This is a genomic window from Hydrogenophaga sp. 2FB (assembly GCF_005503365.1).
In the GTDB taxonomy this organism is placed as follows: Bacteria; Pseudomonadota; Gammaproteobacteria; order Burkholderiales; family Burkholderiaceae_C; genus Hydrogenophaga.
Map to the genome: position 1 here is coordinate 141,406 of NZ_SCML01000006.1, position 25,485 is coordinate 166,890.

The 25,485-nt window shown below is 67.1% G+C and carries 22 protein-coding genes; 8 read left to right on the forward strand and 14 right to left on the reverse strand.

The genetic code is table 11. From position 1 onward, the window contains the following. Nucleotides 1-23: 23 nt before the first annotated feature. A complete protein-coding gene (panB, locus tag FFS09_RS05795) occupies nt 24-911 on the reverse strand; it encodes a 3-methyl-2-oxobutanoate hydroxymethyltransferase (RefSeq protein ID WP_137917908.1) in 888 nt (295 codons plus the stop codon). A 74-nt stretch (nt 912-985) separates the two neighbouring features. Here panB and nadC point away from each other — a divergent pair, with 74 nt between their 5' ends. The 3 genes from nadC to pabB are packed head-to-tail and all read left to right on the forward strand — an operon-like array spanning nt 986 to nt 4,728. Then, nucleotides 986-1,849, forward strand: coding sequence for a carboxylating nicotinate-nucleotide diphosphorylase (gene nadC, locus FFS09_RS05800; protein WP_137917909.1), 864 nt, complete (start codon nt 986-988; stop codon nt 1,847-1,849). Nucleotides 1,850-1,861: 12 nt separating this feature from the next. Then, nucleotides 1,862-2,974 (forward strand): quinolinate synthase NadA, encoded by a 1,113-nt coding sequence (gene nadA / locus FFS09_RS05805; protein ID WP_137917910.1) that lies wholly within the window; start codon nt 1,862-1,864, stop codon nt 2,972-2,974. 5 nt (nt 2,975-2,979) lie between these two features. After that, nucleotides 2,980-4,728, forward strand: a complete 1,749-nt coding sequence (pabB, locus tag FFS09_RS05810; protein WP_137917911.1) for an aminodeoxychorismate synthase component I — start codon at nt 2,980-2,982, stop codon at nt 4,726-4,728. Nucleotides 4,729-4,733: 5 nt separating this feature from the next. Here pabB and nadB read toward each other — a convergent pair whose 3' ends face one another. From nadB to FFS09_RS05830, 4 genes are read right to left on the reverse strand one after another with little or no spacing between them, the layout of a single operon-like run. Continuing rightward, a complete protein-coding gene (nadB, locus tag FFS09_RS05815; RefSeq protein WP_137917912.1) occupies nt 4,734-6,335 on the reverse strand; it encodes an L-aspartate oxidase in 1,602 nt (533 codons plus the stop codon). Between the two features lie 46 nt (nt 6,336-6,381). After that, complete coding sequence (locus FFS09_RS05820) at nt 6,382-7,230, reverse strand: segregation and condensation protein A (RefSeq protein WP_137917913.1); 849 nt, start codon at nt 7,228-7,230, stop codon at nt 6,382-6,384. Between the two features lie 8 nt (nt 7,231-7,238). Further along, nucleotides 7,239-7,451 (reverse strand): DUF3460 family protein, encoded by a 213-nt coding sequence (locus tag FFS09_RS05825; protein ID WP_137917914.1) that lies wholly within the window; start codon nt 7,449-7,451, stop codon nt 7,239-7,241. Nucleotides 7,452-7,490: 39 nt separating this feature from the next. Continuing rightward, the gene (locus tag FFS09_RS05830; protein ID WP_137917915.1) at nt 7,491-9,143 is read right to left on the reverse strand and encodes a SulP family inorganic anion transporter; all 1,653 of its coding nucleotides are present in this window, start codon (nt 9,141-9,143) and stop codon (nt 7,491-7,493) included. Nucleotides 9,144-9,243: 100 nt separating this feature from the next. Here FFS09_RS05830 and bamE point away from each other — a divergent pair, with 100 nt between their 5' ends. Next, nucleotides 9,244-9,765 carry an outer membrane protein assembly factor BamE domain-containing protein gene (gene bamE / locus FFS09_RS05835; RefSeq protein WP_137917916.1) on the forward strand — a complete coding sequence of 174 codons (522 nt, stop codon included), beginning with the start codon at nt 9,244-9,246 and terminating at the stop codon, nt 9,763-9,765. 9 nt (nt 9,766-9,774) lie between these two features. Here the strand turns inward: bamE and metG are convergent, their stop codons facing one another. After that, nucleotides 9,775-11,832: a methionine--tRNA ligase gene (gene metG, locus FFS09_RS05840; RefSeq protein ID WP_137917917.1), complete on the reverse strand. Its 2,058-nt coding sequence runs from the start codon at nt 11,830-11,832 to the stop codon at nt 9,775-9,777. A gap of 139 nt (nt 11,833-11,971) precedes the next feature. Here metG and apbC point away from each other — a divergent pair, with 139 nt between their 5' ends. Next, nucleotides 11,972-13,063: an iron-sulfur cluster carrier protein ApbC gene (apbC, locus tag FFS09_RS05845; protein ID WP_137917918.1), complete on the forward strand. Its 1,092-nt coding sequence runs from the start codon at nt 11,972-11,974 to the stop codon at nt 13,061-13,063. A 406-nt stretch (nt 13,064-13,469) separates the two neighbouring features. Here apbC and FFS09_RS05850 read toward each other — a convergent pair whose 3' ends face one another. Next, nucleotides 13,470-15,053, reverse strand: a complete 1,584-nt coding sequence (locus FFS09_RS05850) for a benzoate-CoA ligase family protein (RefSeq protein ID WP_137917919.1) — start codon at nt 15,051-15,053, stop codon at nt 13,470-13,472. A 140-nt stretch (nt 15,054-15,193) separates the two neighbouring features. Further along, nucleotides 15,194-16,768 carry a 3,4-dehydroadipyl-CoA semialdehyde dehydrogenase gene (locus FFS09_RS05855; RefSeq protein ID WP_137917920.1) on the reverse strand — a complete coding sequence of 525 codons (1,575 nt, stop codon included), beginning with the start codon at nt 16,766-16,768 and terminating at the stop codon, nt 15,194-15,196. A gap of 177 nt (nt 16,769-16,945) precedes the next feature. Between FFS09_RS05855 and FFS09_RS05860 the strand changes: the two genes are divergently transcribed. The 3 genes from FFS09_RS05860 to boxB all read left to right on the forward strand — a co-directional run bounded on the left by FFS09_RS05860 (nt 16,946) and on the right by boxB (nt 21,177). After that, nucleotides 16,946-17,887: a helix-turn-helix transcriptional regulator gene (locus tag FFS09_RS05860; RefSeq protein ID WP_137917921.1), complete on the forward strand. Its 942-nt coding sequence runs from the start codon at nt 16,946-16,948 to the stop codon at nt 17,885-17,887. A gap of 157 nt (nt 17,888-18,044) precedes the next feature. Next, the gene (gene boxC, locus FFS09_RS05865; protein WP_137917922.1) at nt 18,045-19,712 is read left to right on the forward strand and encodes a 2,3-epoxybenzoyl-CoA dihydrolase; all 1,668 of its coding nucleotides are present in this window, start codon (nt 18,045-18,047) and stop codon (nt 19,710-19,712) included. Nucleotides 19,713-19,749: 37 nt separating this feature from the next. Continuing rightward, entirely contained in the window at nt 19,750-21,177 is a 1,428-nt protein-coding gene (gene boxB, locus FFS09_RS05870; protein WP_137917923.1) for a benzoyl-CoA 2,3-epoxidase subunit BoxB, read from the forward strand. A gap of 83 nt (nt 21,178-21,260) precedes the next feature. On the opposite strand, the gene FFS09_RS05875 is transcribed toward boxB, so the two are convergent. Genes FFS09_RS05875 through FFS09_RS05900 form a run of 6 tightly spaced genes read right to left on the reverse strand, consistent with a single transcriptional unit; the run spans nt 21,261 to nt 25,420 of the window. Further along, complete coding sequence (locus FFS09_RS05875) at nt 21,261-21,977, reverse strand: urease accessory protein UreF (RefSeq protein WP_137917942.1); 717 nt, start codon at nt 21,975-21,977, stop codon at nt 21,261-21,263. Continuing rightward, nucleotides 21,964-22,497 (reverse strand): urease accessory protein UreE, encoded by a 534-nt coding sequence (gene ureE, locus FFS09_RS05880; protein ID WP_137917924.1) that lies wholly within the window; start codon nt 22,495-22,497, stop codon nt 21,964-21,966. Before ureE ends, FFS09_RS05875 begins: the two co-directional genes overlap by 14 nt. 7 nt (nt 22,498-22,504) lie before the next feature. Further along, the gene (gene ureC, locus FFS09_RS05885) at nt 22,505-24,223 is read right to left on the reverse strand and encodes an urease subunit alpha (protein WP_137917925.1); all 1,719 of its coding nucleotides are present in this window, start codon (nt 24,221-24,223) and stop codon (nt 22,505-22,507) included. A gap of 2 nt (nt 24,224-24,225) precedes the next feature. Then, nucleotides 24,226-24,531, reverse strand: coding sequence for an urease subunit beta (locus tag FFS09_RS05890; RefSeq protein ID WP_137917926.1), 306 nt, complete (start codon nt 24,529-24,531; stop codon nt 24,226-24,228). 4 nt (nt 24,532-24,535) lie between these two features. Next, the gene (locus tag FFS09_RS05895) at nt 24,536-25,111 is read right to left on the reverse strand and encodes a HupE/UreJ family protein (RefSeq protein WP_137917927.1); all 576 of its coding nucleotides are present in this window, start codon (nt 25,109-25,111) and stop codon (nt 24,536-24,538) included. A gap of 6 nt (nt 25,112-25,117) precedes the next feature. After that, complete coding sequence (locus tag FFS09_RS05900) at nt 25,118-25,420, reverse strand: urease subunit gamma (protein WP_137917928.1); 303 nt, start codon at nt 25,418-25,420, stop codon at nt 25,118-25,120. Nucleotides 25,421-25,485: the final 65 nt, after the last annotated feature.

Below are 25,485 nucleotides of genomic sequence, written 5' to 3' on the forward strand. Positions count from 1 at the left end.
CGCCAGGCCGTTAAGCCTGCCGCTTACCAGGCGTGCAGGCTGTCGTCCGGAAAACTGCCGTCCTTCACCGCGGCCACGTAGGCCGCCATCGCGTCGCGCACGCTGCTCGCGCCGTCCATGAAGTTGCGCACGAACTTCGGGTTCTTGCCGAGGTTGATGCCGAGCATGTCGTGCATCACCAGCACCTGGCCCGCGGTGCCCTTGCCCGCGCCGATGCCGATGGTGTGGCAGTGGGGCAGTTGGGTCGTGATTTCGGCCGATAGCGCGGCCGGCACCATTTCCAGCACCAGCATGGTGGCGCCCGCGTCTTGCAATTCGAGCGCGTGGCGCTTGAGGATGAGCGCGGCCGCATCGCCACGGCCCTGCACGCGGTAGCCGCCCAGGGCGTGCACGGTCTGGGGCGTGAGGCCCAGGTGCGCGCACACCGGAATGCCGCGCTCGACCAGGAAGCGCACGGTCTCGGCCGTCCAGCCGCCGCCTTCGATCTTGATCATGTGCGCGCCGGCATGCACCAGTTGCGCCGCGCTGCGCATGGCCTGTTCCTTCGACTCGTGGTAACTGCCAAACGGCAGGTCGCCCAACAGCCAGGCGGTGCCTTGCACACGGCGCAGGCCGCGCGCCACGCTCTCCACGTGGTAGGCCATGGTTTCCAGCGTCACGCCCGCGGTGCTGGGCAGGCCCTGGCAGACCATGCCGAGCGAGTCGCCGACCAGAATGCATTCCACGCCAGCCGCGTCGGCCACGGCGGCGAAGGTCGCGTCATACGCGGTGAGCATGGTGATCTTCTCGCCGCGCTCGCGCAATTCGTTGAGCCGTGGCAGGCTGACCGGCTTGCGCCCTGGCAGGGGCGAGGCCGCGGGCAGTGTGCCGTAAGGGGTGGCCATGGGCGTCGAATTCGTGGGGGTGCTCATGTGGGTTTCCGCAGTGCGGGAAGGGGGTGGGTGAGAATGCGGCACTATAGACCAAACCGATATGCTTGCGGCCCATGAAACAACCCCCTGAATTCACGCTGTCCCAACTGCAGGAACTGGCCCGCCGCGATGTCGAGCGTGCCCTGGACGAAGACGTCGGCACGGGCGACCTGACCGCCGCGCTGGTGGACCGCGAACGCCCTGCGCGGGCGCGCATCCTCGCGCGCGAGGCGGCCGTGGTGTGTGGTGCGCCGTGGGTGGAAGCGGCGGTGCTCGCGCTCGACCCGCAGGCCACGTTGACCTGGCATGTGCGCGAAGGCCAGCGCTGCGAAGCCGAGCAGACCGTGCTCACCATCGAAGGCCGTGCGCAGCCCTTGCTCACCGCCGAGCGCACCGCGCTCAATTTCCTGCAACTGCTCTCGGCCGTGGCCACCCGCACCGCCACCTTCGTCGACGCCGTGGCCGGCACGCGCGCACAGATCGTGGACACGCGCAAGACGCTGCCGGGGCTGCGCCTGGCGCAGAAGTACGCGGTCAAGACGGGTGGCGGCGTGAACCACCGCATCGGCTTGTACGACGCGGTGCTGATCAAGGAAAACCACATTGCCGCCGCCGGTGGCGTGGCCCAGGTGCTGCAGCGTGTGCGCGAGACCGCGCCGGCGGCGAACTTCGTCGAGATCGAGGTGGAAACCCTGGACCAGCTCGACGAGGCCCTGGCCCGCGGCGCCACGATGGTGCTGCTCGACAATATGGACTTGTCCACACTGCATGAGGCCGTGCGCCGCAACGCCGGCCGCGCGGTGCTTGAAATTTCGGGCGGCGTGAACATGGACACCGTGCGCGCCCTTGCAGAAACCGGGGTTGACCGCATCTCCATCGGCGCGCTCACCAAAGACATAAAAGCCACCGACTTCTCCATGCGTTTCCAGACGCTCTGAAGCACACGAGACATGACTACCCACGATTCCAGCGACGTGATCGACGTCGAATACGAGCAACCGGCCTGCCCCACGCAGCATGCCTGGGCGCGCGTGCCGGTCGAGCCCGGCCCGAAGCAGCGCGCCGCGCTGAAAGAGCGCATCCGCCAACTGCTCAAGGAGCGCAACGCGGTGATGGTGTCGCACTACTACGTGCACCCGGACCTCCAGGACCTGGCCATCGAGACCGGCGGTATCGTGAGCGACTCGCTGGAAATGGCGCGCTTTGGCCGCGACCACGCCGCCACCACGCTGGTGGTCTCGGGCGTGCGCTTCATGGGCGAGACCGCCAAGATCCTGAGCCCGGAAAAAACCGTGCTCATGCCCGACCTCGACGCCAACTGCTCGCTCGACCTGGGCTGCCCGATCGACGAGTTCAGCGCCTTCTGCGATGCGCACCCGGACCGCACGGTGGTGGTCTACGCCAACACCAGCGCGGCCGTGAAGGCGCGGGCCGACTGGCTGGTCACGTCCAGCTGCGCGCTCGACATCGTGAGCGCGCTCAAGGACAAGGGCCACAAGATTCTGTGGGCGCCCGACAAGCACCTGGGCGCCTACATCGAGCGCGAGACGGGTGCCGACATGGTGATGTGGTCGGGCTCCTGCATCGTGCACGACGAGTTCAAGGCCTTCGAGCTCGAAGCGCTCAAGAAGGAACACCCGAAGGCCAAGGTACTGGTGCACCCGGAGAGCCCGGCCGACGTGATCGCGCTGGCCGACGCCGTGGGCTCGACCTCGGCCATTCTCAAGGCCGCGCGCACGTTCGACGCGCCCGAGTTCATCGTCGCCACCGACAACGGCATGATGCACATGCTGCGCCAGCAGAACCCCGGCAAGGTGTTCATCGAAGCGCCGACCGCCGGCAACAGCGCCACCTGCAAGAGCTGCGCGCACTGCCCCTGGATGGCCATGAATGGCCTGGCCGGCGTGGCGCAGATCCTGGAGAAGGGCTTGAACGAGATCCACGTCGACCAGGCGCTGATCCCGCGCGCGCGCTTGCCGATCGACCGCATGCTGGCGTTCACCGGCGCGCAACGCAACGGCCAGAACCCGGGCGCGCTGGTGCCGAACATCGGCGCTGCGTGAGTCCGGTGCATGCCCGCCTCGCGTTCGAGGCGAGCGGTCTGGCGTCGCATGGCGCCTTGCAACTGGATTTCGGCGCGCCGCGCGCGGTGCTGCGGGCCGACAGCGGGTCCGACGTCCGGCGCGTGATCGAGGCCGCCGAAGCCGCCGCACAACGCGGTGCGTGGGTGGTCGGCTGGTTGTCGTATGAAGCGGCGGGCGCGTTCGACGCGGCCCTGCCCACGCAAGTGCCCGACGGGCCGCTGGTGTGGTTTGGCGTGCACGACGCGCCACTGGAACACGATGCAACGGCGGAAAACGGCGCGGCGCGCGCGACCTGGGCCGACGCGCCCTGCGCGCGCACCGACTTCGACGACGCCCTGGCCGCATTGCGGCGCGCGATCGAGGCCGGCGAGGTGTACCAGGTCAACCACACCGCGCGCTGGCAGGGCGAATTGCAGCAAGGCAGCGCGTTCGATCTGTTCAACGCGCTGCGGCGCGAGCAACCCGCGGCTTACGCTGCGTACATCGACAGCGGTGAACAGCAGGTGCTCAGCGTGTCCCCGGAACTGTTCTTCGACTGGGATGGCGAGCACGTGCTCACGCGACCGATGAAAGGCACGGCGCCACGCGGTCTTGGTGCGCGCGACGATGCCGCGCTGGCCGCGCAACTGGCGTCCAGTCCGAAGGAGCGCGCCGAGAACGTGATGGTGGTCGATCTGCTGCGCAACGATCTTTCGCGCGTGGCGGTGCCGGGTTCGGTGACGGTGCCCAGCTTGTTCGATGTGCACCCCTTGCCCACGGTGTGGCAGATGACGTCCGATGTGCGTGCGCGCACGCGAGCGGGCACGCGGCTGTTCGACCTGCTGCAGGCGCTGTTTCCTTGCGGCTCTGTCACCGGCGCCCCCAAGCGCCAGGCCATGCGGCGCATCGCGCAACACGAGCCCGATCCGCGCGGTGTGTACTGCGGCGCGGTGGGCGTGTTGCGCCCGGGCGGCGGGGCCACGTTCAACGTCGGTATCCGCACGGTGGTGGCGCGCGGCAACAACTTGAGCCTGGGCGTGGGCAGCGGCATCACCTCGGGTTCGAGCGCGCGGGCCGAGTGGCGCGAGTGGCACCACAAGGCAGCCTTCGCCGCGCGCGCAGGCGAACCGTTTGAATTGCTGGAGACGCTGGCGCTCGACTACGGCCAATGGCGGCACGAGCCGCGCCACCACGAGCGCATGGCGCAGTCCGCGCGGTACTTCGGTTTTGCGTGGACCCCACAGGCTTGGCACGAAGCCTTGCACGCGCTGGTGCTCGCGCACCCCGACGGCGCGTGGCGCGTGCGTGTGCTGTGCGCACGCGATGGCCGCTTGCAGGCCACGGCGCACGCCATGGGGCCCACACCCGCGCCGGTGTGCCTGGTGCTGGCTCGGCAGCCCTTTGCGTCCGCGCACTCGGCCTTCGTGCGCCACAAGATCACGCGCCGCGCAGCCTACGAAGCGGCAGAGCGTGTCATGCCCGGTGCGTTCGACACGCTGCTGTGGAACGACGATGGCGAGTTGACCGAATGCACGCGCGGCAATGTGGCCTTGCGCTTCGAAGGTGAGGAGGGCTGGGTGACGCCGGCGCTCGACTGTGGCTTGTTGCCCGGCATTGGCCGGCAGGTGGCGCTGGACGAAGGCCGTGTGCGCGAGGCGGTGGTGCCCATCAATGCATTGGCGCAGGTGCGCGAGATCGCGTTCTTCAACAGCCTGCGGGGCTGGCTGCCTGCGGTGCTCGACACCGCGGCATAAAAAACTCAGCGTGCCTGCGGCACCAGAATGGTCGGTTTGGCTTCGGGCAGCAGGTTGGGGTAATCGCGGCTGAAGTGCAGGCCGCGGCTTTCGTGGCGCAGCTTGGCCGAGCGCACGATCAGGTCGGCCACCTGCACCAGGTTGCGCAGCTCCAGCAGGTCGCGCGTGACGTGGAACTGCGCATAGAACTCCTGGATTTCCGACTGCAGCAGCTCGATGCGGTGCGCCGCGCGCTCCAGGCGCTTGTTGGTGCGCACGATGCCCACGTAGTCCCACATGAAGCGGCGCAGTTCGTCCCAGTTGTGCGAGATCACCACGTGCTCGTCGGCATCGGTCACGCGGCTGTCGTCCCACAGCGGCAGGGCCGGCGGCGTGGTCGCGGCGGGCGCCGTGCGGATGGCGTTGACCGCGCCTTGCGCGAACACCATGCATTCCACCAGCGAGTTGCTGGCCAGGCGGTTGGCGCCGTGCAGGCCGGTGCAGGTGGTTTCGCCCACCGCGTACAGGCCGGCAATGCCGGTGTGGCCGGCCAGGTCGGTCACCACGCCACCACAGGTGTAGTGCGCGGCGGGCACCACCGGAATCGGCTCTTTCGTGATGTCGATGCCCAGCTCGGCGCAGCGCGCCAGGATGTTGGGGAAGTGGTGCTGCAGGAACTCGGGGCTCTGGTGCGAGATGTCGAGGTGCACGCAGTCCAGCCCGTGCTTCTTCATCTCGAAATCGATCGCGCGCGCCACCACATCGCGCGGTGCGAGTTCCGCGCGCGGATCGTGGTCGGGCATGAAGCGGTGGCTGCCCAGGTGCGGCGGCAGCTTGAGGTGGCCGCCTTCGCCGCGCACGGCCTCGGTGATGAGAAAACTCTTGGCGTGCGGGTGGTACAGGCAGGTCGGATGGAACTGGATGAACTCCATGTTGCCGACCTCGCAGCCTGCGCGCCAGGCCGCGGCGATGCCGTCGCCGGTGGCCGTGTCGGGGTTGGTGGTGTACAGGTAGACCTTGCCCGCGCCGCCCGTGGCCAGCACGGTGTGCGTGGCGCTGAAAGTGACGACCTCGTCGCGCACCGTGTCGAGCACGTAGGCGCCGTGGCAGCGCGGCGCCTTGCCACCGTCGTCGTGCAACTGGCGGTCGGTGATCAGGTCGACCAGCATGTGGTGCTCGAACAGCTGAATCTCGGGCGTGGCGCGCACGCGTTCCATCAGCGTGGCCTGCACCGCCGCGCCGGTGGCGTCGGCCGCGTGCACGATGCGGCGGTGGCTGTGGCCACCCTCGCGCGTCAGGTGCAGTTCGCCGTCTTCCAGCGAGAACGGCACGCCGAGTTCCCGCAGCCAGGCGATGGCGGCGGGTGCGTTCTCCACGGTGAACTGCGTGGCTTCGAGGTCGCACAGGCCGGCGCCGGCCACCAGGGTGTCTTCGACGTGCGAGTCCATGCTGTCGCCATCGGCCAGCACGGCGGCGATGCCGCCCTGCGCCCAGTTGCTCGAACCATCGCTCAGCGCGCGCTTGGTGATGACGGCCACGCGGTGGCTTTGGGACAGGTGCAGCGCGGCGGTGAGCCCGGCCAGGCCGCTGCCGATGATGAGAACGTCGAAGCGGTGCAGGTCGGTCATGGTGTGGACGGTGAGAGGGGCGGGCAGATGGCTGCCTGGCGGGCGATCAGCTGGGCGTGTAGGCCAGCCGCACGTAGATGGGGGCGAACGCCTCGGCCTGGGTCAGCTCGATCAACGTTTCCTTGGCGAGTTCGAGCATGGCGATGAAGGTGACCACCAGCACCGGCGAGCCTTTTTCGACGTCGAACAACTCGCCGAACTCCACGAACTTGCGGCCCTGCAACTGGCGCAGCACGATGCTCATGTGCTCGCGCACCGAGAGTTCTTCGCGGCTGATCTTGTGGTGCTGCACCAGCTTGGCGCGCTTGAGGATGTCGCGCCAGGCGCTTTGCAGGTCGAGCGCGCTCACGTCGGGGAAGCGCGGCGCGAGCGCCTGTTCCACGTAGACCTGTGCGCGCAGGAAGTCGCGGCCGTACTGCGGCACTTCCGACAGGCGCTGCGCGGCCAGCTTCATCTGCTCGTACTCGAGCAGGCGGCGCACCAGCTCGGCGCGTGGGTCTTCCGCTTCCTCGCCCTCGGCCGTCTTCTTCGGCGGCAGCAGCATGCGCGACTTGATCTCGATCAGCATCGCCGCCATCAGCAGGTACTCGGCCGCCAGCTCGAGGTTGCTGGCGCGGATTTCGTCGACGTAGGTGAGGTACTGGCGCGTCACCCCCGCCATGGGGATGTCGAGGATGTTGAAGTTCTGCTTGCGGATCAGGTAGAGCAACAGATCCAGCGGGCCTTCAAACGCTTCGAGAAAAATCTGCAGCGCGTCGGGCGGGATGTACAGGTCGCGCGGCATGGTGAACAGCGGTTCGCCATACAACCGCGCCAGGGCGACATGGTCCACGACCGACGGCAAGACCTCGTCCAGGCCTTGCGGGGCCTCGTTGAGCGTGTGGACCTCGCTCATGCGGCCGATTAGGTGAAGTCGGAGCCGGTCTGGTAGACGTAAGGCTTTTGTGGCACACGCGCCGCCTCGGCCTTGGCCTGGAATTCGCGGTCGATCTGCTTGTCCCAGAGCAGCGCGCGGCCCTGGCGCTGCGACGCTTCCAGCCCCGGCCGGCCTGCCCTCAGCTGTTCGATGAACTGCGTCGTGTCGGATTGGTAGTCGGGGCGGCGGAAGAAGGGCATGGCGGGCTCGATGGGGGCGCGGAGGGAAAGAGGACGATTTTACTGGCAGGTGCTCAGCCGGGCCGCGAACCCCGAGCGTTCGATCAGCGAGCGAGGTTGGGCGTGCAGGCCCACGATGCCCAGATGCCCGCCGCGCTTGTGCACCGCCTTGTGCAACTGCTCCAGCGCGTCCAGGCCGGTGGTGTCGAGGGAAATCATGTGGCTGGCGTCGAGCATCACGTTGAGGGGGGTGGGCGAGCGCTCCACGTCGGCCACGATCGGGTCGATCTTGGTCACCGCGCCGAAGAACAGCGAGCCGGTCAGTTTGTAGGTGGCCTGCTGCTCGGTGCGCGCCACCGCCTCGGCGCTGAAAATCTCACTCTGCCGCCGCACGAACAAGACCACGGCCAGCACCAGGCCGAGTTCCACCGCCACCGTCAGGTCGAAGACGATGGTGACGAAAAAGGTCGACAACATCATCAGCCGGTAGTGGTTGCTGAACTGCTTCAGGCGCGCGAACTCGCGCCACTCGCCCATGTTCCAGGCCACGAACAGCAGCACGCCGGCCAGCACCGCCAGGGGAATGTGAAAGGCCAGCGGCGCGGCGAGCAGCACCACCGCGGCCAGCGTGATCGCGTGCACCATGCCGGCCACGGGCGATACCGCGCCCGAGCGGATGTTGGTCACGGTGCGCGCGATGGTGCCGGTGGCGGGCATGCCGCCGAAGAAGGGCACCACGGCGTTGGCGATGCCTTGCGCCATGAGTTCCTGGTTGGGGTCGTGCTTGGGCGCGTCGCTCAACTGGTCGGCCACGCGGGCGCACAGCAGCGATTCGATGGCGCCCAGCAGCGCGATGGTGAGCGTGGGCGTGACCAGCAGGCGCACGGTTTCCCAGGAAAAGTCGGGCAACTCGAAGGCCGGCACCCCTTGCGGAATGCCGCCAAAGCGCGTGCCGATGGTCTCCACCGGCAGGTCGAGCGCCCAGGCCAGCAGTGTGAGCGTGACCAGCGCCACCACAGGGCCGGGCAGGCGCGAGGTGGCCTTGATGGCGCTGACCTTGTCGAGGGTTTCAATCGCCGCGAGCCGGCGGCGGAACTGCGAATCCACCGCCCACAGGCGTGGCCACACGACCAGCCCCAGCACGCACAAGCTGCCGAGGGCAAAGGCGAAGGGGTTGAAGCTCTCGATGTGGCGGGCCATGGTGCCGACCTGGCCGAAGAAGCTGGCGGGCATGTGCGCGATCTCCAACCCGAGCACATCGCGCACCTGCGACAGGGCGATGAGGACCGCGATGCCGTTGGTGAAGCCGATCACGACGCTGACCGGCACATAACGCACCAGCGTGCCGAGCCGGAACAGGCCGAGCAGAAACAACAGCACGCCCGCGCTGGCGGTGGCGATCAACAGGTTGGCCACGCCGTAGCGCTCGACGATGCCATAGACGATGACGATGAAAGCGCCGGCCGGGCCACCGATCTGCATCGAGGTGCCACCCAGGGCCGAGATCAGGAAGCCCGCGATGATGGCGGTCCACAGGCCGGCCTCGGGCTTGAGGCCGCTGGCGATCGCGAAGGCCATGGCCAAGGGCAGCGCCACGATGCCCACCGTGGCGCCCGCTCCCACGTCGCGCGCCAGTGTGTCCCGGTTGTAGCCCCGCAGGTCGTTCAGCAGGCGGGGTCGAAAAGGTGCAAGGGGAGGCAGACCTTGGAACATGGGCCGATGTTACCTTTGGCTACCGTTCGAAAAGCGAGCGGATCAGGGGCATTGTGGACCCAGGTTTAGACTGGCCTTTTGACATGGAACAAGGATCGACATGCAAACAGCAACGGGCAAGGTGTGGCGCGGCGTGCGGGGTGTGCTGGCCCTGGTCGGCCTGGGCAGCCTGCTGGCGGCCTGCGATCCGGTGAACATCAGCGAGCTGGAGGAAGGCGTGTCCACCGAGGCCGATGTGCGCGAGCGCTTCGGTGCCCCGGAAAATATCTGGGAAGGCGAGGACGGCGCGCAGATCTACGAGTACAACCGCCAGCCCGAGGGCAACGTCAACTACATGATCACCATCGGCCCCGACGGCAAGATGGCCGCGCTGCGCCAGGTGCTCAACCCGCGCACCTTTGCGCAGGTGACGCCGGGCATGCCGATGGAGGCGGTGCGCCGCATGCTCGGCAAGCCCATGAAGATCACCAACTACACCCTCAAGGGCGAGACGCACTACGACTGGCGTTACCAGGAGCAGCCCGGTGTGGGCGAGACCAAGGTGTTCACTGTGGTCTTCGACAAAGACCTGAAGGTGGTATCGACCATGTCGGGCCCCGACATGGAACGCATCCGGAACTGACGCCGCGCCTCAGCGCACGCGCATGCCCGGCGTCGCGCCCGGCCACGGGTTGAGGATGTGGATGCCGCGCTGCGCCTTTTCGTCGGCGTGGCTGGCGGCCAGCACCATGCCTTCGCTCACACCGAACTTCATCTTGCGCGGTGCCAGGTTGGCCACCACCACGGTGAGCTTGCCCACCAGGTCTTCGGGTTTGTAGGCGCTGGCGATGCCGCTGAAGACGTTGCGCGTCTTGCCTTCGCCCACGTCGAGCGTGAGGCGCAGCAGCTTGGTGGAGCCTTCCACCGCTTCGCAGTTGACGATCTGCGCAATGCGCAGGTCGATCTTGGCGAAGTCGTCGATGGTGATGGTGTCGGCGATGGGTTCGCCGCCGGGGACGGGGGCCGCCTCCACGGGGGCCGGCGGCGGTTCGAACAAGGCATCGAGCTGCTTCACGTCCACCCGCTGCATCAGGTGCTGGTAGGGGTTGATGGCGTGGCCCTTGCCCAGCAGGCGTGCGGTGTCGGTGAATTGCAGCGGGCCACTTTGCAGGAAGGCCTCGACCTGGACCGCCAGCGCGGGCAGCACCGGCTTGAGGTACAGCGTGAGCAGGCGGAAAGCTTCGATGCAGGTGGTGCACACGTCGTGCAGCCGGCCATCCATGCCTTCTTTCTTCGCCAGTTCCCAGGGTTTGTTCTGGTCGACGTAGGCGTTCACACGGTCGGCCAACAGCATGATCTCGCGCAGCGCCTTGCCGTACTCGCGCTCGGCGTACAGCTCGGTGATGGACGGCGCGGCGCTCTGCAGGTGGTCGAGCAGCGCGTCGCCGTCGGCGGACACCTCGCCCAGCTGGCCGTCGAAACGTTTGGCGATGAAGCCGGCCGCGCGCGAGGCGATGTTGATGTACTTGCCGATCAGGTCGCTGTTGACCCGCAGCAGAAAGTCTTCGGGGTTGAAATCGATGTCTTCGTTGCGTGCCGACAGCTTGGCGGCCAGGTAGTAGCGCAGCCACTCGGGGTTCATGCCGAGTTGCAGGTACTTCAGCGGATCGAGACCGGTGCCGCGGCTCTTGCTCATCTTCTCGCCGTTGTTCACCGTGAGGAAGCCGTGCACGAAGACCGCGTTGGGCACCTTGCGGCCGCTGAACTTCAGCATCGCCGGCCAGAACAGCGTGTGGAAGGTGATGATGTCCTTGCCGATGAAGTGGACCTGCTCGGTCGTCGGATCGGCCATGAAGGCGTCGAAGTCGCGACCGGTCCTGTCGAACAGGTTCTTGAGCGAGGCGAGGTAGCCCACCGGCGCGTCCAGCCACACGTAGAAGTACTTGCCGGGCGCGTCCGGGATCTCGATGCCGAAGTAGGGCGCGTCGCGGCTGATGTCCCAGTCGCCCATCTTGGTCTTGCCATGCTCGTCGGGCTCGATCCACTCGCTGATCTTGTTGAGCACCTCGGGCTGCACCGCGCCGCTCTGCGTCCACTGGTCGAGGAAGGCCAGGCAGCGTGGGTCGGAGAGCTTGAAGAAGAAGTGCTCCGACTGCTTGAGGACGGGCTTGGCGCCCGACAGCGCGGAGTACGGGTTGATCAGGTCGGTCGGGCTGTAGACCTTGCTGCAGACCTCGCAGTTGTCGCCGTACTGGTCCTTGGCGTGGCAGTTCGGGCACTCGCCCTTGATGAAACGATCCGGCAGGAACATGTTCTTCTCGGGGTCGAAGAACTGTTCGATGGTGCGCGTTTCGATCAGGCCATTGGCCTTGAGGTCCTTGTAGATCTGCTGCGCCAGCACATGGTTTTCCGGGCCGTCGGTGCTGTGCCAGTTGTCAAAGCCGATGTGGAAACCGTCGAGGTAGGGCTTGCGGCCGGCGGCGATGTCGGCCACGAACTGCTGCGGTGTCTTGCCGGCCTTGTCGGCGGCGATCATGATGGGCGCGCCGTGCGCGTCGTCGGCGCAGACGAAGTTCACCTCGTGGCCCTGCATGCGCTGGAAGCGCACCCAGATGTCGGCCTGGATGTATTCCATGATGTGGCCAATGTGGAAATGGCCGTTGGCGTAGGGCAGGGCGGTGGTGACGAACAGGCGTCGCGGCTGGCTCATGGGAAAGGGCTTTCTGTCGGGGAACCCGCGATTTTACGGGCCGATGCCCTCATGGCGCCTGTGTGTATGACCCTCGGGGGGACGCGACGGTAGACTTGTTGGCCCCGCCGAACCATCCCTTTCCTGGAGACCCTTGCCCATGTCCGTTGATTCCCAGGCGCTGCTGACCGCGCTGCAAGCCGTGACCGATCCGAACACGGGCAAGGATTTCGTGTCCACCAAGTCGCTGAAGAATGTGCAGATCCAGGGCGGCGCTGTGTCTTTTGACCTGGAGATGGGCTACCCGGCCCGGAGCCAGCACCCGGCCTTGCGCGAAGCGCTCACGGCAGCGGCGCGTGCGGTGCCCGGTGTGGACACGGTGTCGGTGAGCATCAGCACCCAGGTGTTGGCCCACGCGGTGCAGCGCGGCGTGCAGTTGCTGCCCAACGTGAAGAATATCGTGGCCGTGGCCTCGGGCAAGGGCGGCGTGGGCAAGAGCACCACGGCGGTGAACCTGGCGCTGGCGCTGTCGGCCGAGGGCGCGAAGGTCGGCATTCTGGATGCCGACATCTACGGCCCGAGCCAGCCCATGATGATGGGCTTGGAAGGCCGGCCCGAGAGCGTGGATGGCAAGACCATGGAGCCGCTGGAGAACCACGGTGTGCAGGTGATTTCCATCGGTTTCCTGATCGACCGCGACGAAGCCATGATCTGGCGCGGCCCGATGGCCACGCAGGCACTGGAGCAGTTGCTGCGCCAGACCAACTGGAAAGACCTGGACTACCTGATCGTCGACATGCCGCCCGGCACGGGCGACATTCAACTGACCTTGTCGCAACGCGTGCCGCTGACCGGTGCGGTGATCGTGACCACGCCGCAGGACATTGCGCTGCTGGACGCGCGCAAGGGCATCAAGATGTTCGAGAAGGTGGGCGTGCCGATCCTGGGCGTGGTGGAGAACATGGCGGTGCACGTGTGCGAGAAGTGCGGCCATGTGGAGCACATCTTCGGCGCGGATGGCGGCAAGAAGATGGCCGCCGAGTTCGGCATGGACTACCTGGGGGCTTTGCCGCTGAACCTGAGCATCCGGGTGCAGGCGGACAGCGGGCGGCCGTCGGTGGTGGCGGACCCTGAAGGCGAGATCGCCGGGCTCTACAAGTCGGTGGCGCGGCAGGTGGCGCTCTCGATCGCGGCCAAGGCGAAGGACTTTTCCGCGAAGTTTCCTTCGATCAAGATTTCGAAGGACACCTGAGGTCTTTCGCGCGCGCTCTCTCTCTGGGAGGGGTTGGGGTGAGGGCGCGTTGACCAGCGACGTTTCTTCTCTGACGTGACGTGCTTTCTTTCGCTGCAAGCCGGGTCTCGGCCCGGCAGCCGAGGCACTTTTCTTTGCTTCGCCAAAGAAAAGTACCCAAAAGAAAGGCGAGCCGAAGTCCGGGCCCCTTCGGGGTTCCTTGCGCTGCTCGGTGCGCGGGGAGAAGTTCGCAAACTCGCTTCGCTCAAACACGCGAACTTCTTTTTCCCCGCACCCCTGCGCTGCTCAGCCCGGCCTGACGGCGGAAAGCGGGTACGGGGTCGGGGTCGGACTTCCCCTCTTGCTCCCTTCCCCTCTGGGGGAGGGCTGGGGTGGGGGCCGCCCGCCAAGTCCCAGCATCACCGCCTCAAACCGTGCCCACTTCGCGCTCGCGCAGCCGAAAACGCTGAATCTTCCCAGTGGCCGTCTTCGGCAGTTCGGGGAGGAACTCGATGAAGCGCGGGTACTTGTAAGGCGCGAGCTTTTCCTTCACGAAGGCTTGCAGTTCGGCTTCGGTCGCTTGCGCACCGGCCTTGAGCACCACAAACGCTTTGGTCTTGGTCAGGCCGTCGGCATCGGTCTTGCCGATCACCGCGGCTTCCAGCACGGCCGGGTGCTGCACCAGCGTGGCCTCGACCTCGAACGGGCTCACGTAGATGCCGCTGACTTTCAGCATGTCGTCGTTGCGGCCGGCGTAGGTGCAGTAGCCGTCGGCATCGCGCGTGTACTTGTCGCCTGCCTTGGTCCAGCCGCCCTGGAAGGTATCGCGGCTTTTGCTGCGGTTGTTCCAATACATCAGCGCCGCACTCGGGCCGCGGATGTAGAGGTCGCCGATCTCGCCATCGGCCACGGGCTTGCCGTCTTCGCCGCGCAGCTCGATCTCGTAGCCCGGCACCGGCTTGCCCGTGGTGCCGTAGCGCACATCGCCCGGGCGGTTGGAGAGGAACACGTGCAGCATTTCGGTCGACCCGATGCCGTCGATGATCTCCACACCGAAGTGGTTCGTCCAGCGCTGGCCGATGTCTTGCGGCAGCGCTTCGCCGGCCGATGAGCACAGGCGCAACGCGACGTCGCTCTTCTTCGGCAGGTCGGCGCTGGCGAGCATGCCGCCGTAGCCCGTGGGCGCGCCGTAGAACACCGTTGGCTTCTGCTCGGTGAAGCGCTTGAAGCAGGCCTGCGGTGTCGGCCGCTCGGCCATCAGCACCACGCTGGCGCCCACGCTGAGCGGGAAGGTGAGGGCGTTGCCCAGGCCATAGGCGAAGAACAACTTCGCGGCGGAGAACACCACGTCGTCCTCGCGCAGTTCGAGTACGCCCTTGCCGTACAACTCGGCCGTCCAGTACAGGTTGGCCTGCGTGTGCACCGTGCCCTTGGGGGCGCCGGTGGAGCCCGATGAGTACAGCCAGAACGCGGGCTCGTCGCCGTGCGTGTCCGCCGCCTCGGTGGCCGGCGCATGGCTGCCCACCAGGGTGGTGAAGTGGTGCACGCCCGCGGGCAGCGCGTCGGTGGCGCGGGAGGCAATGAGGTGCTTCACCTCGTGGCCGCCTTGCGCGCTCAGCTTGTCCAGCGCGGTCTGCAGCGTGGGCAGCAATGCGGCCGACACCAGCGCGGCTTGCGCGCGGCTGTTGGCCATCATGTACGCATAGTCCTGCGCGGTCAGCAGCGTGTTCACCGCCACCGGCACCACGCCCGCGTGCAGCGCGCCGAGGAAGGCCACCACCCAGTCGTTGCTGTCGTGCATCAGCAGCAGCACGCGCTCTTCGCGGCGAATGCCGAGCGCGCTCAGCGCGCTGGCGAAGCGCCGCACCTGGTCGGCGAGTTCGCCGTAGGTCAGCATGCCCTGGTCGTCGATCAGCGCGGTCTTGCTGGCGCGCCCGGCGTTGAGTTCGAGCAGGTGGCGCGCGAAGTTGAAGCGCTCGGGAGGCGCGGCGACGGTGGCGTGGGGGCTCATGTTGTGTCTCCTCGGTGATGGGCGAATTTCAATGGTTCTGTCGTCGCGAAAGGGCGCTTGTCCAGAACACCGCGGAACCGGCTTTGCCGGGCCGCTGGTGTTGCCCCTGGGGGAGGCGCCGAAGGCGCTTCGGGGAGGGCCTACTTGAACGGTACGGCAGAAACCGCCAGCGCGTCCAGTGCGGCGCTGCTGGCCTGCACCGCGCTGCGGCGGTGGTAGAAGCCCAGCGCGCGCAAACCGCCGAGTTCTTCGCCGCCACCGGCGCGGCCGGGGCCGCCGTGCAGCGACATGGGCATCACGTTGCCGTGGCCGGTCTGGCTGGCCGCCACATCGGGCGAGATCGCGTGCACGCGGCCGTGGGCCGAGCCGAGTTCGAGCGCGGCGCTGGCGGTGAAAGCCGGATCGGCGCTGTAGACCGAGCAGACCAGCGAGCCTTCGCCGCGGCGGATGAGTTCGTAGGCCTGTTCGATGCTGTCGTAAGCCATGAGCGTGGCCACCGGACCGAACACCTCGACCTCGTGCAGCACTTGGGCCTTCGCGGGTTCGCGCGAGCCCAGCAGCACGGGCGCCACGCAGGCGGCGACCGAGGCGTCGGCATCCACCAGCGCCGCGCCACTGCCGTCGAACAACACCTCGGCCTCGCTGCGCAGCTTGGCGATGCCTTCGAGCACGCTGGCCTTCTGTTCCTGGCTCACCAGCGAGCCCATGCGCACGGTTTCGTTGCGCGGGTTGCCCACGCTGGTTTTCGCGAGCTTGGCGCCGATCGCCTGCGCGGCGGCATCAAACAGCGCGCGCGGCACGAAGACGCGGCGGATGGCGGTGCATTTCTGGCCGGCCTTCACCGTCATTTCGCGCACCACTTCGCTCACGAGCAAGGCAAAGGCTTCGCTGTCGGGGGTGGCGGCCGGGTCGAGCAGGGCGCTGTTGAGGCTGTCGGCCTCGATGTTGCAACGCACCGAGCGCTCGGCCACGGCGGGGTGGCTGCGGATGATGCGTGCCGTTTCGGCCGAACCGGTGAAGGAGACCACGTCGAATGGCTGCAGTTGGTCCATCAGGCCGGCGGACGAACCGCACACCACCGACAGCGCGCCCGCCGGCAGGATGTTGGCGTCGATCACGTCCTTCACCATGCGCTGCGTGAGCCAGGCGGTGGCCGTGGCGGGCTTGATGATCACCGGCACGCCCGAGAGCAGGGCGGGCGCGGCCTTTTCCCACAGGCCCCAGCTTGGGAAGTTGAAGGCGTTGATGAACAGCGCCACGCCGTGCGTGGGCTGCAGGATGTGCTGGGTCTGGAACACCGGGTCCTTGCCCATGCGGATGCGCTCGCCATCGAGCAAGGCGCGCGCGCTGCCCAAGGCCTCGCCCTGTTTGGCGTAGTAGCCCAGGGTGAAGATGCCGCCGTCGATGTCGACCGCCGAGTCCTTGGTGGTGGTGCCCGAGTTGGCGGTGGCGATGTCGTAGTACGCGTCGCGGTTGGCCTGCAGCACCTTGACGATGGCCGCCAGCAGCCCGGCGCGCTCGCCATAGCTCAGGGCGCGCAGGGCCTTGCCGCCTTGTTCGCGGGCGAAGTGGAAGCCGGCGGCAAGGTCCAGCCCGGCGCTGCTCACGCGGGCGAGTTCGGTGCCGAGCACCGGGTCGAACAGGGGCGTGCCCGCGCCGGAACCGGTTTGCCATTGGCCACCGAGGTAATTGGGGAGCAGGAAAGATGTGGTCATGGGATGGGGTCTCGGTTGTCGGTGGCGGCCCCTCGGCACTGGCCGTGGGGAGCGAATGGCGCTATAACTGCACTATCTTGCGTTTTGTAGATTGTGCATTAAAGTGCATGTTTTGATGCTTGGCAAGCCCGTCCAGCGTTTTTCTCTGCCCCGTTCCGATTGAAAGGCCAAGACCTCATGGACGTCGAAGACAACGGCGTGATCGCTCCCGGCGAGGCCAAGTTGCCTGTGGCCGAAGAGGAGCCGCGCCACCCCTTTCTGGTCGCCCTGGGCGAGCGCGTGCGCACCCTGCGCTCGCGCCGCGGCATGACGCGCAAGGCCGTGGCGGTCGCGGCCGATGTGTCCGAGCGGCACCTGGCCAACCTCGAGTACGGCACGGGCAACGCCTCCATCCTGGTGCTGCTGCAGGTGGCGCAGGCGCTGCAATGCTCGCTGACGGAATTGATCGGTGATGTGAGCACGAGCTCACCGGAATGGCTGCTGATTCGTGAGCTGCTGGAGAAGCGCGACGAGGCCGACCTGCGCCGCGCGCGCATCGCCATCGGCAGCCTGCTGGGCGGTGGTGCGGCAGCCGGTGACGATCCTCGGCGCAAGGCGCGCATCGCGCTGATCGGCTTGCGCGGCGCGGGCAAGTCCACCTTGGGCGAGCGCCTCGCCGACGACCTGGGTTTTGCCTTCATCGAGCTCAGCCGCGAAATCGAGAAATTCGCCGGCTGCAGCATCAACGAAATCCACTCCCTCTACGGCACGCCGGCCTACCGCCGCTACGAGCGCCGCGCGCTGGAAGAAGCCATCCAGATCTACCCCGAGGTGGTGATCGCCACACCGGGCGGCCTCGTGTCGGACGCGGCCAACTTCAACCTCCTGCTGTCCCACTGCACCACGGTGTGGCTGCAGGCCGACCCGGCCGACCACATGGGCCGCGTGGCCGCGCAGGGCGACATGCGCCCCATGGCCGCGAGCCGCGAGGCCATGGAAGACCTCAAGCGCATTCTGGCCGGGCGCTCGGCTTTCTATTCCAAGGCCGACATGGCCTTCGACACCAGCGCCTACAACCTCGAAGACGCTTTCCAGGCGCTGCGGGCCCAGGTGCGCGAGGCGATTGGACTGGGGGGATGAAGCATGCATAAAAGTGCATTGACGGTTTTGAGTTTGTGAATTATTATTCACATTACCAGGTTCGGACCGGCGTTTAAGTGCAGGTTGTCGAGCCTGATTCCGCCGCGGGTCTTGGCCTGCGGATGCCCCAGACCCCAGACACTGCCGGAGACTTCCCATGAGCGCCACCGCAACGCCCCCCGCCGTCGACTACCGCACCCAGCCTGACCAGTACCGCCATGTGAAGCTGGCCTTTGAGGGCGCCGTGGCGACCCTGTCCATCGACATCAACGAAGACGCTGGCATCCGCCCTGGCTACAAGCTCAAGCTCAACAGCTACGACCTGGGTGTGGACATCGAGCTGCACGACGCACTCAACCGCGTGCGTTTCGAGCACCCCGAAGTGCGCACCGTGGTCGTCACCAGCGCCAAGGACCGCGTGTTCTGCTCCGGCGCCAACATCTTCATGCTCGGCCTCTCCAGCCACGCCTGGAAAGTGAACTTCTGCAAGTTCACCAACGAAACCCGCAATGGCATTGAAGACTCCTCCAGATACAGCGGCCTGAAGTTCGTCGCCGCGCTCAACGGCGCCTGCGCCGGCGGCGGCTACGAGCTGGCCCTGGCCTGCGACGAGATCGTGCTGGTGGACGACCGCTCCTCCGCTGTTTCCCTGCCCGAAGTGCCGCTGCTCGGCGTGCTGCCCGGCACCGGTGGCCTGACCCGCGTGACCGACAAGCGCCACGTGCGCCACGACCTGGCCGACATCTTCTGCACCACCAGCGAAGGCGTGCGGGGTCAGAAGGCGGTGGACTGGCGCCTGGTCGATTCGATCGCCAAGCCGCAGCAATTCGCCGCGCACGTAAAAGAGCGCGCTGCCGCGCTGGCCGCGAAGAGCGACCGCCCGGCCGCCGGCAAGGGCGTGGCTCTGCCGCGCGTCGAACGCACCGAGAGCGCCGACGGCATTGGCTACACCCACGTGAACGTGGCCATCGACCGCGCCAAGCGCAACGTCACGCTGACCGTGAAGGCTCCCACCGGCGCGCAGCCGAAGGACATCGCCGGCATCGAAGCCGCGGGCGCCGCCTGGTGGCCGCTGCAGATGGCGCGCGAACTGGACGACGCCATCCTGTGCCTGCGCACCAACGAACTCGACATGGGCACCTGGCTGCTCAAGACCGAAGGCGACGCCGCCGCCGTGCTCGCCAGCGATGCATTGATGCTCGCGAACAAAGACCACTGGCTGGTGCGCGAAACGCTGGGCCTGATGCGCCGCACCTTCGCGCGCCTGGACGTGTCCTCGCGCAGCCTCTTCGCGCTGATCGAATCCGGTTCGTGCTTCGCCGGTTCGCTCGCCGAACTGGCCTTCTGCGCCGACCGCGCCTACATGCTGGCCCTGCCCGACGATGCGGACGCCGCACCCAAGCTGCAACTCGGCGAGTTCAACTTCGGTTACCTGCCGATGGTCAACGACCAGTCGCGCCTGCAGCGCCGCTTCTACGAAGAAGAGGCACCGATGGAAGCCGCACGCGGCGCGATCGGCAAGGCGCTCGACGCCGACGCCGCGCTGGCCCTGGGCCTCGTGACCGCCGCACCCGACGACATCGACTGGGCCGACGAAGTGCGCATGGCGATGGAAGAGCGTGCCGCCATGTCGCCCGACGCGCTCACCGGCCTGGAAGCCAACCTGCGTTTCGCGCAGAAGGAAAACATGGCGACCCGCATCTTCGGCCGCCTCACCGCCTGGCAGAACTGGATCTTCATCCGCCCCAACGCCGTTGGCGAGAAGGGTGCCTTGAAGGTCTACGGCAAGGGCGACAAGGCCACTTTCGACTTCAACCGCGTCTGATGGATTCATTCCCGCCAACAAAACCGAGGAAGCACACATGAGCACGATCAACTACAGCGAAAAGATCCCCAACAACGTCAACCTCTCCGAAGACCGCACGCTGCAGCGCGCGCTCGAAGGCTGGCAGCCGAACTTCATCAACTGGTGGGACGACGTGGGCCCCGAAGGCTCGACCAACTACGACGTCTACCTGCGCACCGCGGTCAGCGTGGACCCGCAGGGCTGGGCCCAGTTCGGCCACGTGAAGATGCGCGACTACCGTTGGGGCATCTTCCTGAACCCGGGCGATGCCGAGCGCAAGGTGCACTTCGGTGACCACAAGGGCGAGAAGGCCTGGCAGGACGTGCCCGGCGAACACCGCGCCAACCTGCGCCGCATCATCGTCACGCAGGGCGACACCGAGCCCGCGTCCGTCGAGCAGCAGCGCCACCTGGGCCTGACCGCGCCCAGCATGTACGACCTGCGCAACCTGTTCCAGATCAACGTGGAAGAAGGCCGCCACCTGTGGGCCATGGTCTATCTGCTGCACAAGCACTTCGGCCGCGATGGCCGCGAAGAAGCCGAAGCGCTGCTGCAGCGCACGTCCGGTGACCAGGACAACCCGCGCATCCTGGGTGCGTTCAACGAGAAGACGCCCGACTGGCTCGCCTTCTTCATGTTCACCTACTTCACCGACCGCGACGGCAAGTTCCAGCTCTCGGCGCTGGCCGAATCTGCGTTCGACCCGCTGGCCCGCACGACCAAGTTCATGCTGACCGAAGAAGCGCACCACATGTTCGTGGGCGAAAGCGGTGTGTCGCGCGTGCTGGCCCGCACCGCGCAGGTGATGAACGAACTCAAGACCGACGACGCGCAGAAAGTGCGCGCGGCCGGCGCCATCGACCTCGGCACCATCCAGCGTTACCTGAACTTCCACTACTCGGTGACCATCGACCTGTTCGGCGCCGACCAGTCGAGCAACGCCGCCATCTTCTACAGCTCGGGTCTCAAGGGCCGCTACGAAGAAGGCAAGCGCACCGACGACCACATCCTCAAGGGCCAGACCTACAAGGTGCTCGAGGTGAAGGACGGCCAGCTCGTCGAGAAAGACGTTCCCATGCTCAACGCGCTCAACGAAGTGCTGCGCGACGACTTCATCGCCGACTCCGTGGCCGGCGTGAACCGCTGGAACAAGGTGCTGGAAAAGGCCGGCATCCCGACGCGCTTGACCGTGCCGCACAAGGCCTTCAACCGCCAGATCGGCGCGCTCGCCGGCATCAAGATGTCGCCCGATGGCCGTGTGGTGAGCGAAGCCGAATGGGCCGCGAAGAAGAGCGAATGGCTGCCGACGCCGGAAGACTTCGCCTTTGTCGCCTCGCTCATGGGTCGCGTGGTCGACCCGGGCAAGTTCGCGGGCTGGATCGCACCGCCGGTGATGGGCATCAACCGCCAGCCGGTGGATTTCGAGTACGTCCGATTCGGTTGAAGGACTTTCACCTTCCCCCTCTGGGGGAAGGCGGGGATGGGGGCACGCGGCAGCGAGCGATGCTTCGTTCAAAGTGGCTGGGTTCACGAGCGGAACAGGCGCGAGTATTGGGTTTCATGGCGGGCGGAGAGGATGGCCAGCATCGGCGTGAAGGCCTGGCGTTCGCCGTCGGGCAGGGCCATGGCGTGGTCCACCGCATCGGGAATCTGTTGCGCCAGGCGCGCGAGCATGCGCTGACCCGAACTCTGGCCCAGCGGCACCGACTTGATGGCCGACTGCACCATGTTTTCGGCCCAGCCGAAGGCGTAGCCCACGAGGCTGTCGCGCACGCTCGCGTCGGTGCGTGCGGCGGCGCAGGCGCAGGCCACGGGGTAGGTGGGCGGCTGGAGTCGCGCGGCTTGCAGTTGCTCGAACACGCCCGCGCCCAGGTCGCCCAATTGGCGCGCCCATTCGAGCAGGGAGCGGCCCATCTGCTCGGTCTGCAGGCGGAACTCCAGGGTCTCGCGGGTCTGCAGCACCCAGTGGTTGAGTGCGGCGATGCGGGCGAGGTCGTTGCGGCGCCATGCGGGAATGGCTTGCGCAGCGACGGCGAGGTCGGCGCGCGCCAGGCCCAGGTGCAACTGGTCGATGAGCCAGGTGGCGGCGCTCGCCTCGTCGTGCACCAGGCCCGCGTCGACCGCGGCTTCCAGGCCTTCGGAGTACGAGAAGCCGCCCACCGGCAGCGCGGGCGAGGCGAGCCAGAGAATCTGCAGCAGGCTCGCGGCCGAGCGCGCGGGTGCCGTGGTTTCAGCCGTGGTCATGTCCATGGTGATGCCCGTGGTCATGGTGGTGATGACCATGCGCATGGCCCGCGCCTTGCGCGCCGTAGGCACCGCCCTCGGGCTCGAACGGTTCGCGCACTTCGTGCACCGTGAGGTGCATGGCGCGCAGCAGGTCGGCCAGCACGTGGTCGGGTTCGATCTTGAGGTGGTCGGGGCGCAGCTCGATCGGCACGTGCCGGTTGCCCAGGTGGTAGGCCGCGCGCATGAGGTCGAAGGCCTGGTCCTGTGCCGGATGGTCCGGGCACGCGGTGATGCGCAGCACCGATTGCGGCGCGGCCACCACGCGCAGCAGAGAACCATCTTCGGTGACCAGCACGTCGCCGCCCCGCACCACAGTGCCGCGCGGCAGGAACACGCCCACGTGGCGTTCGTCGGAGGCGACCGCGTCGAAGCGGCTTTTCTGGCGGATGTCCCAGTCCAGCACGACCTGCGCCGCACGCTGCACGAGCGGTTTGGCCAGGCCCTGGCCTTGAGGGATCAGCTTGGAGACTTGCAGCATGAAGGTCTCAGAAGAGGAAGTAACGCTGCGCCAACGGCAAACGGGTGGCGGGCTCGCAGGTCAGCAAGATGCCATCGGCACGCACGGCATAGGTCTGGGGGTCGATCTCCATCTTCGGCAGCAGCGCGTTGTGCACCATCTGCGCCTTGGTCACACCGCGCACGCCTTGCACGGCGGCCAGCGTTTTCTGCAAGCCGTAGCGCTCGCCCACGCCGGCTTTCAAGCCGGCTTGCGACACAAAGGTGAGGCTGCTGCGCGCCATCGCGCCGCCGAAGCTGGCGAACATGGGGCGGTAGTGCACCGGTTGCGGCGTGGGAATGGAGGCGTTCGGATCGCCCATCGCGGCCAGCGCGATGCTGCCGCCCTTGAGCACGATCGTGGGCTTCACGCCGAAGAACGCGGGCTTCCACACCACCAGGTCGGCCCACTTGCCGACCTCGAGCGAACCGACGATGTGCGAGATGCCGTGCGCGATGGCGGGGTTGATCGTGTACTTGGCGATGTAGCGTTTGACGCGGAAGTTGTCGTTGCGCGAACTGTCTTCGGGCAGCGTGCCGCGCTGGCTCTTCATCTTGTCCGCGGCCTGCCAGGTGCGGATGATGACCTCGCCCACGCGGCCCATGGCCTGGCTGTCGCTGCTCATCATGCTGATGGCGCCCATGTCGTGCAGGATGTCTTCGGCCGCGATGGTCTCGCGGCGGATGCGGCTCTCGGCAAAAGCCAGGTCTTCGGCGATGCCCGCGTCCAGGTGGTGGCACACCATGAGCATGTCCACATGCTCGTCGAGCGTGTTGACGGTGTAGGGCATGGTCGGGTTGGTGGAGGAGGGCAGGAAGTTGGCCTCGCCCACCACGCGCAGGATGTCGGGCGCGTGGCCGCCACCGGCGCCTTCGGTGTGGAAGGCGCAGAGGCTGCGGCCTTTCGTCGCTTCGATGGTGTTTTCCACGAAGCCCGATTCGTTGAGCGTGTCGCTGTGGATGGCCACCTGCACGTCGGCTTCTTCGGCCACGCTCAGACAATTGTCGATGGCCGAGGGCGTGGTGCCCCAGTCTTCGTGCAGCTTCAGACCGATCACGCCGGCGTTCACCTGCTCGTGCAGCGCGGCGGGCAGGCTCGCATTGCCCTTGCCGAGAAAACCGAGGTTCATCGGCAGGCCGTCCGCCGCTTGCAGCATGCGTTCGATGTGCCAGGGGCCGGGCGTGCAGGTGGTGGCGAAGGTGCCGGTGGCCGGGCCGGTGCCGCCACCGAGCATGGTGGTGATGCCCGAGGTGAGCGCTTCGTCCACCTGCTGCGGACAGATGAAGTGGATGTGGCTGTCGATGCCACCGGCGGTGACGATGTGGCCTTCGCAACTGATCACTTCCGTGCCTGGGCCGATGACGATGTCCACACCGGGTTGCGTGTCGGGGTTGCCGGCCTTGCCGATGGCGACGATGCGCCCGCCCTTCAAACCGATGTCGGCCTTGACGATGCCCCAGTGGTCGATGATCACCGCGTTGGTCATCACGGTGTCGACGGCACCTTCGGCGCGCGTGCGCTGCGACTGCGCCATGCCATCGCGGATGGTCTTGCCGCCGCCGAACTTCACTTCTTCGCCGTAGCCGCCAGCGGCCAGGGTGAAGTCCTTTTCGATCTCGATGAAGAGGCCGGTGTCGGCCAGGCGCAGGCGGTCGCCCACGGTAGGGCCGAACATGTCGGCATAGGCGCTGCGGGGGATGGTGGCCATGCTCAGAGCTTTCCTTGTGTCAGGGCGCGAAACCCGTACACGATGCGGTCGCCCGCGTAGTCGACCAGTTCCACCGTGCGTTGCTGCCCGGGTTCGAAGCGCACAGCGGTGCCACTGGCGATGTTCAGCCGCATGCCGCGCGCGGCGGCGCGGTCGAAATCGAGCGCGCCGTTGGTTTCGGCGAAGTGGTAGTGCGAGCCGACCTGAATGGGGCGGTCGGCGCCGTTCTTCACCACCAGGGTGAGGGTGCGCCGGCCGGGGTTGAGCGGGAGTTCGCCCGCGTCGGTGAGGAGTTCGCCGGGGATCATCGGATCACCCTGCGATCAGGGACCAGCCCATGTTCAAACCCATCAGCGCGACCACGCCGCCGGCCACGCGCGGCAGCCAGTCGTTGGCGCGCTTGAGACCCAGGCCCATGCCGATGCCCGCCACGTGCAGCGCCGCGGTGCCCAGCACCATGCCGGCCAGGGCCGCGCCGTCGGCCAGCTCCTGTCCGTGCGCCGCGCCGTGGAACAGCGCGAACGCGCCCACCAGCACCGCGCCCGACGCTTCGGGCAGCTTCACTTGCGCGGCCAACAGCAGGCCCACGACCAGCATCGAGGCCGCGATCATCGGTTCGATCGCCGGGAAGGCGACGCCGGCCTGTGCCAACAGCGCGCCGATCAACAGCAGCGCCGCGAACGACACCGGCGCGAGCCACAGGCGCCGCGTGGTCATGGCGCTCCACACCCCCACGGCCAGCATGGCGGCCAGGTGGTCCAGCCCGGTGACGGGGTGCAGGAAGCCGGTGAGGAAACCGCCGTGGTCGTGTCCGGCATCGCCGACGTGGGCGAGGGCAGAGACTGAAACGGCCGCGAGGACCAAGGGGAGCAGGTGTTTGAATTTCATGGCGCTTCAGGGAATGGGTTGGTGCACGGTCACGAGCTTGGTGCCATCGGGGAAGGTGGCTTCCACCTGGATGTCCGGAATCATCTCGGCGATGCCCTCCATCACGTCGTCGCGGGTCAACACGCTGCGGCCTTCGCTCATGAGCTGGGCCACGGTCTTGCCGTCGCGCGCTCCTTCCATCACGGCCGCGCTGATCAGCGCCACCGATTCGGGGTAGTTGAGCTTGAGGCCGCGGGCCTTGCGCCGCTCCGCCAGCAAGGCGGCGGTGAAAATCAGCAGCTTGTCTTTTTCTCGGGGTGTGAGTTCCATGGTGGTGCGTCACAGCAAGTCCCGTGCCCCCTGGTTGCATGCCCCACCGGGTATGGCATGAAAGC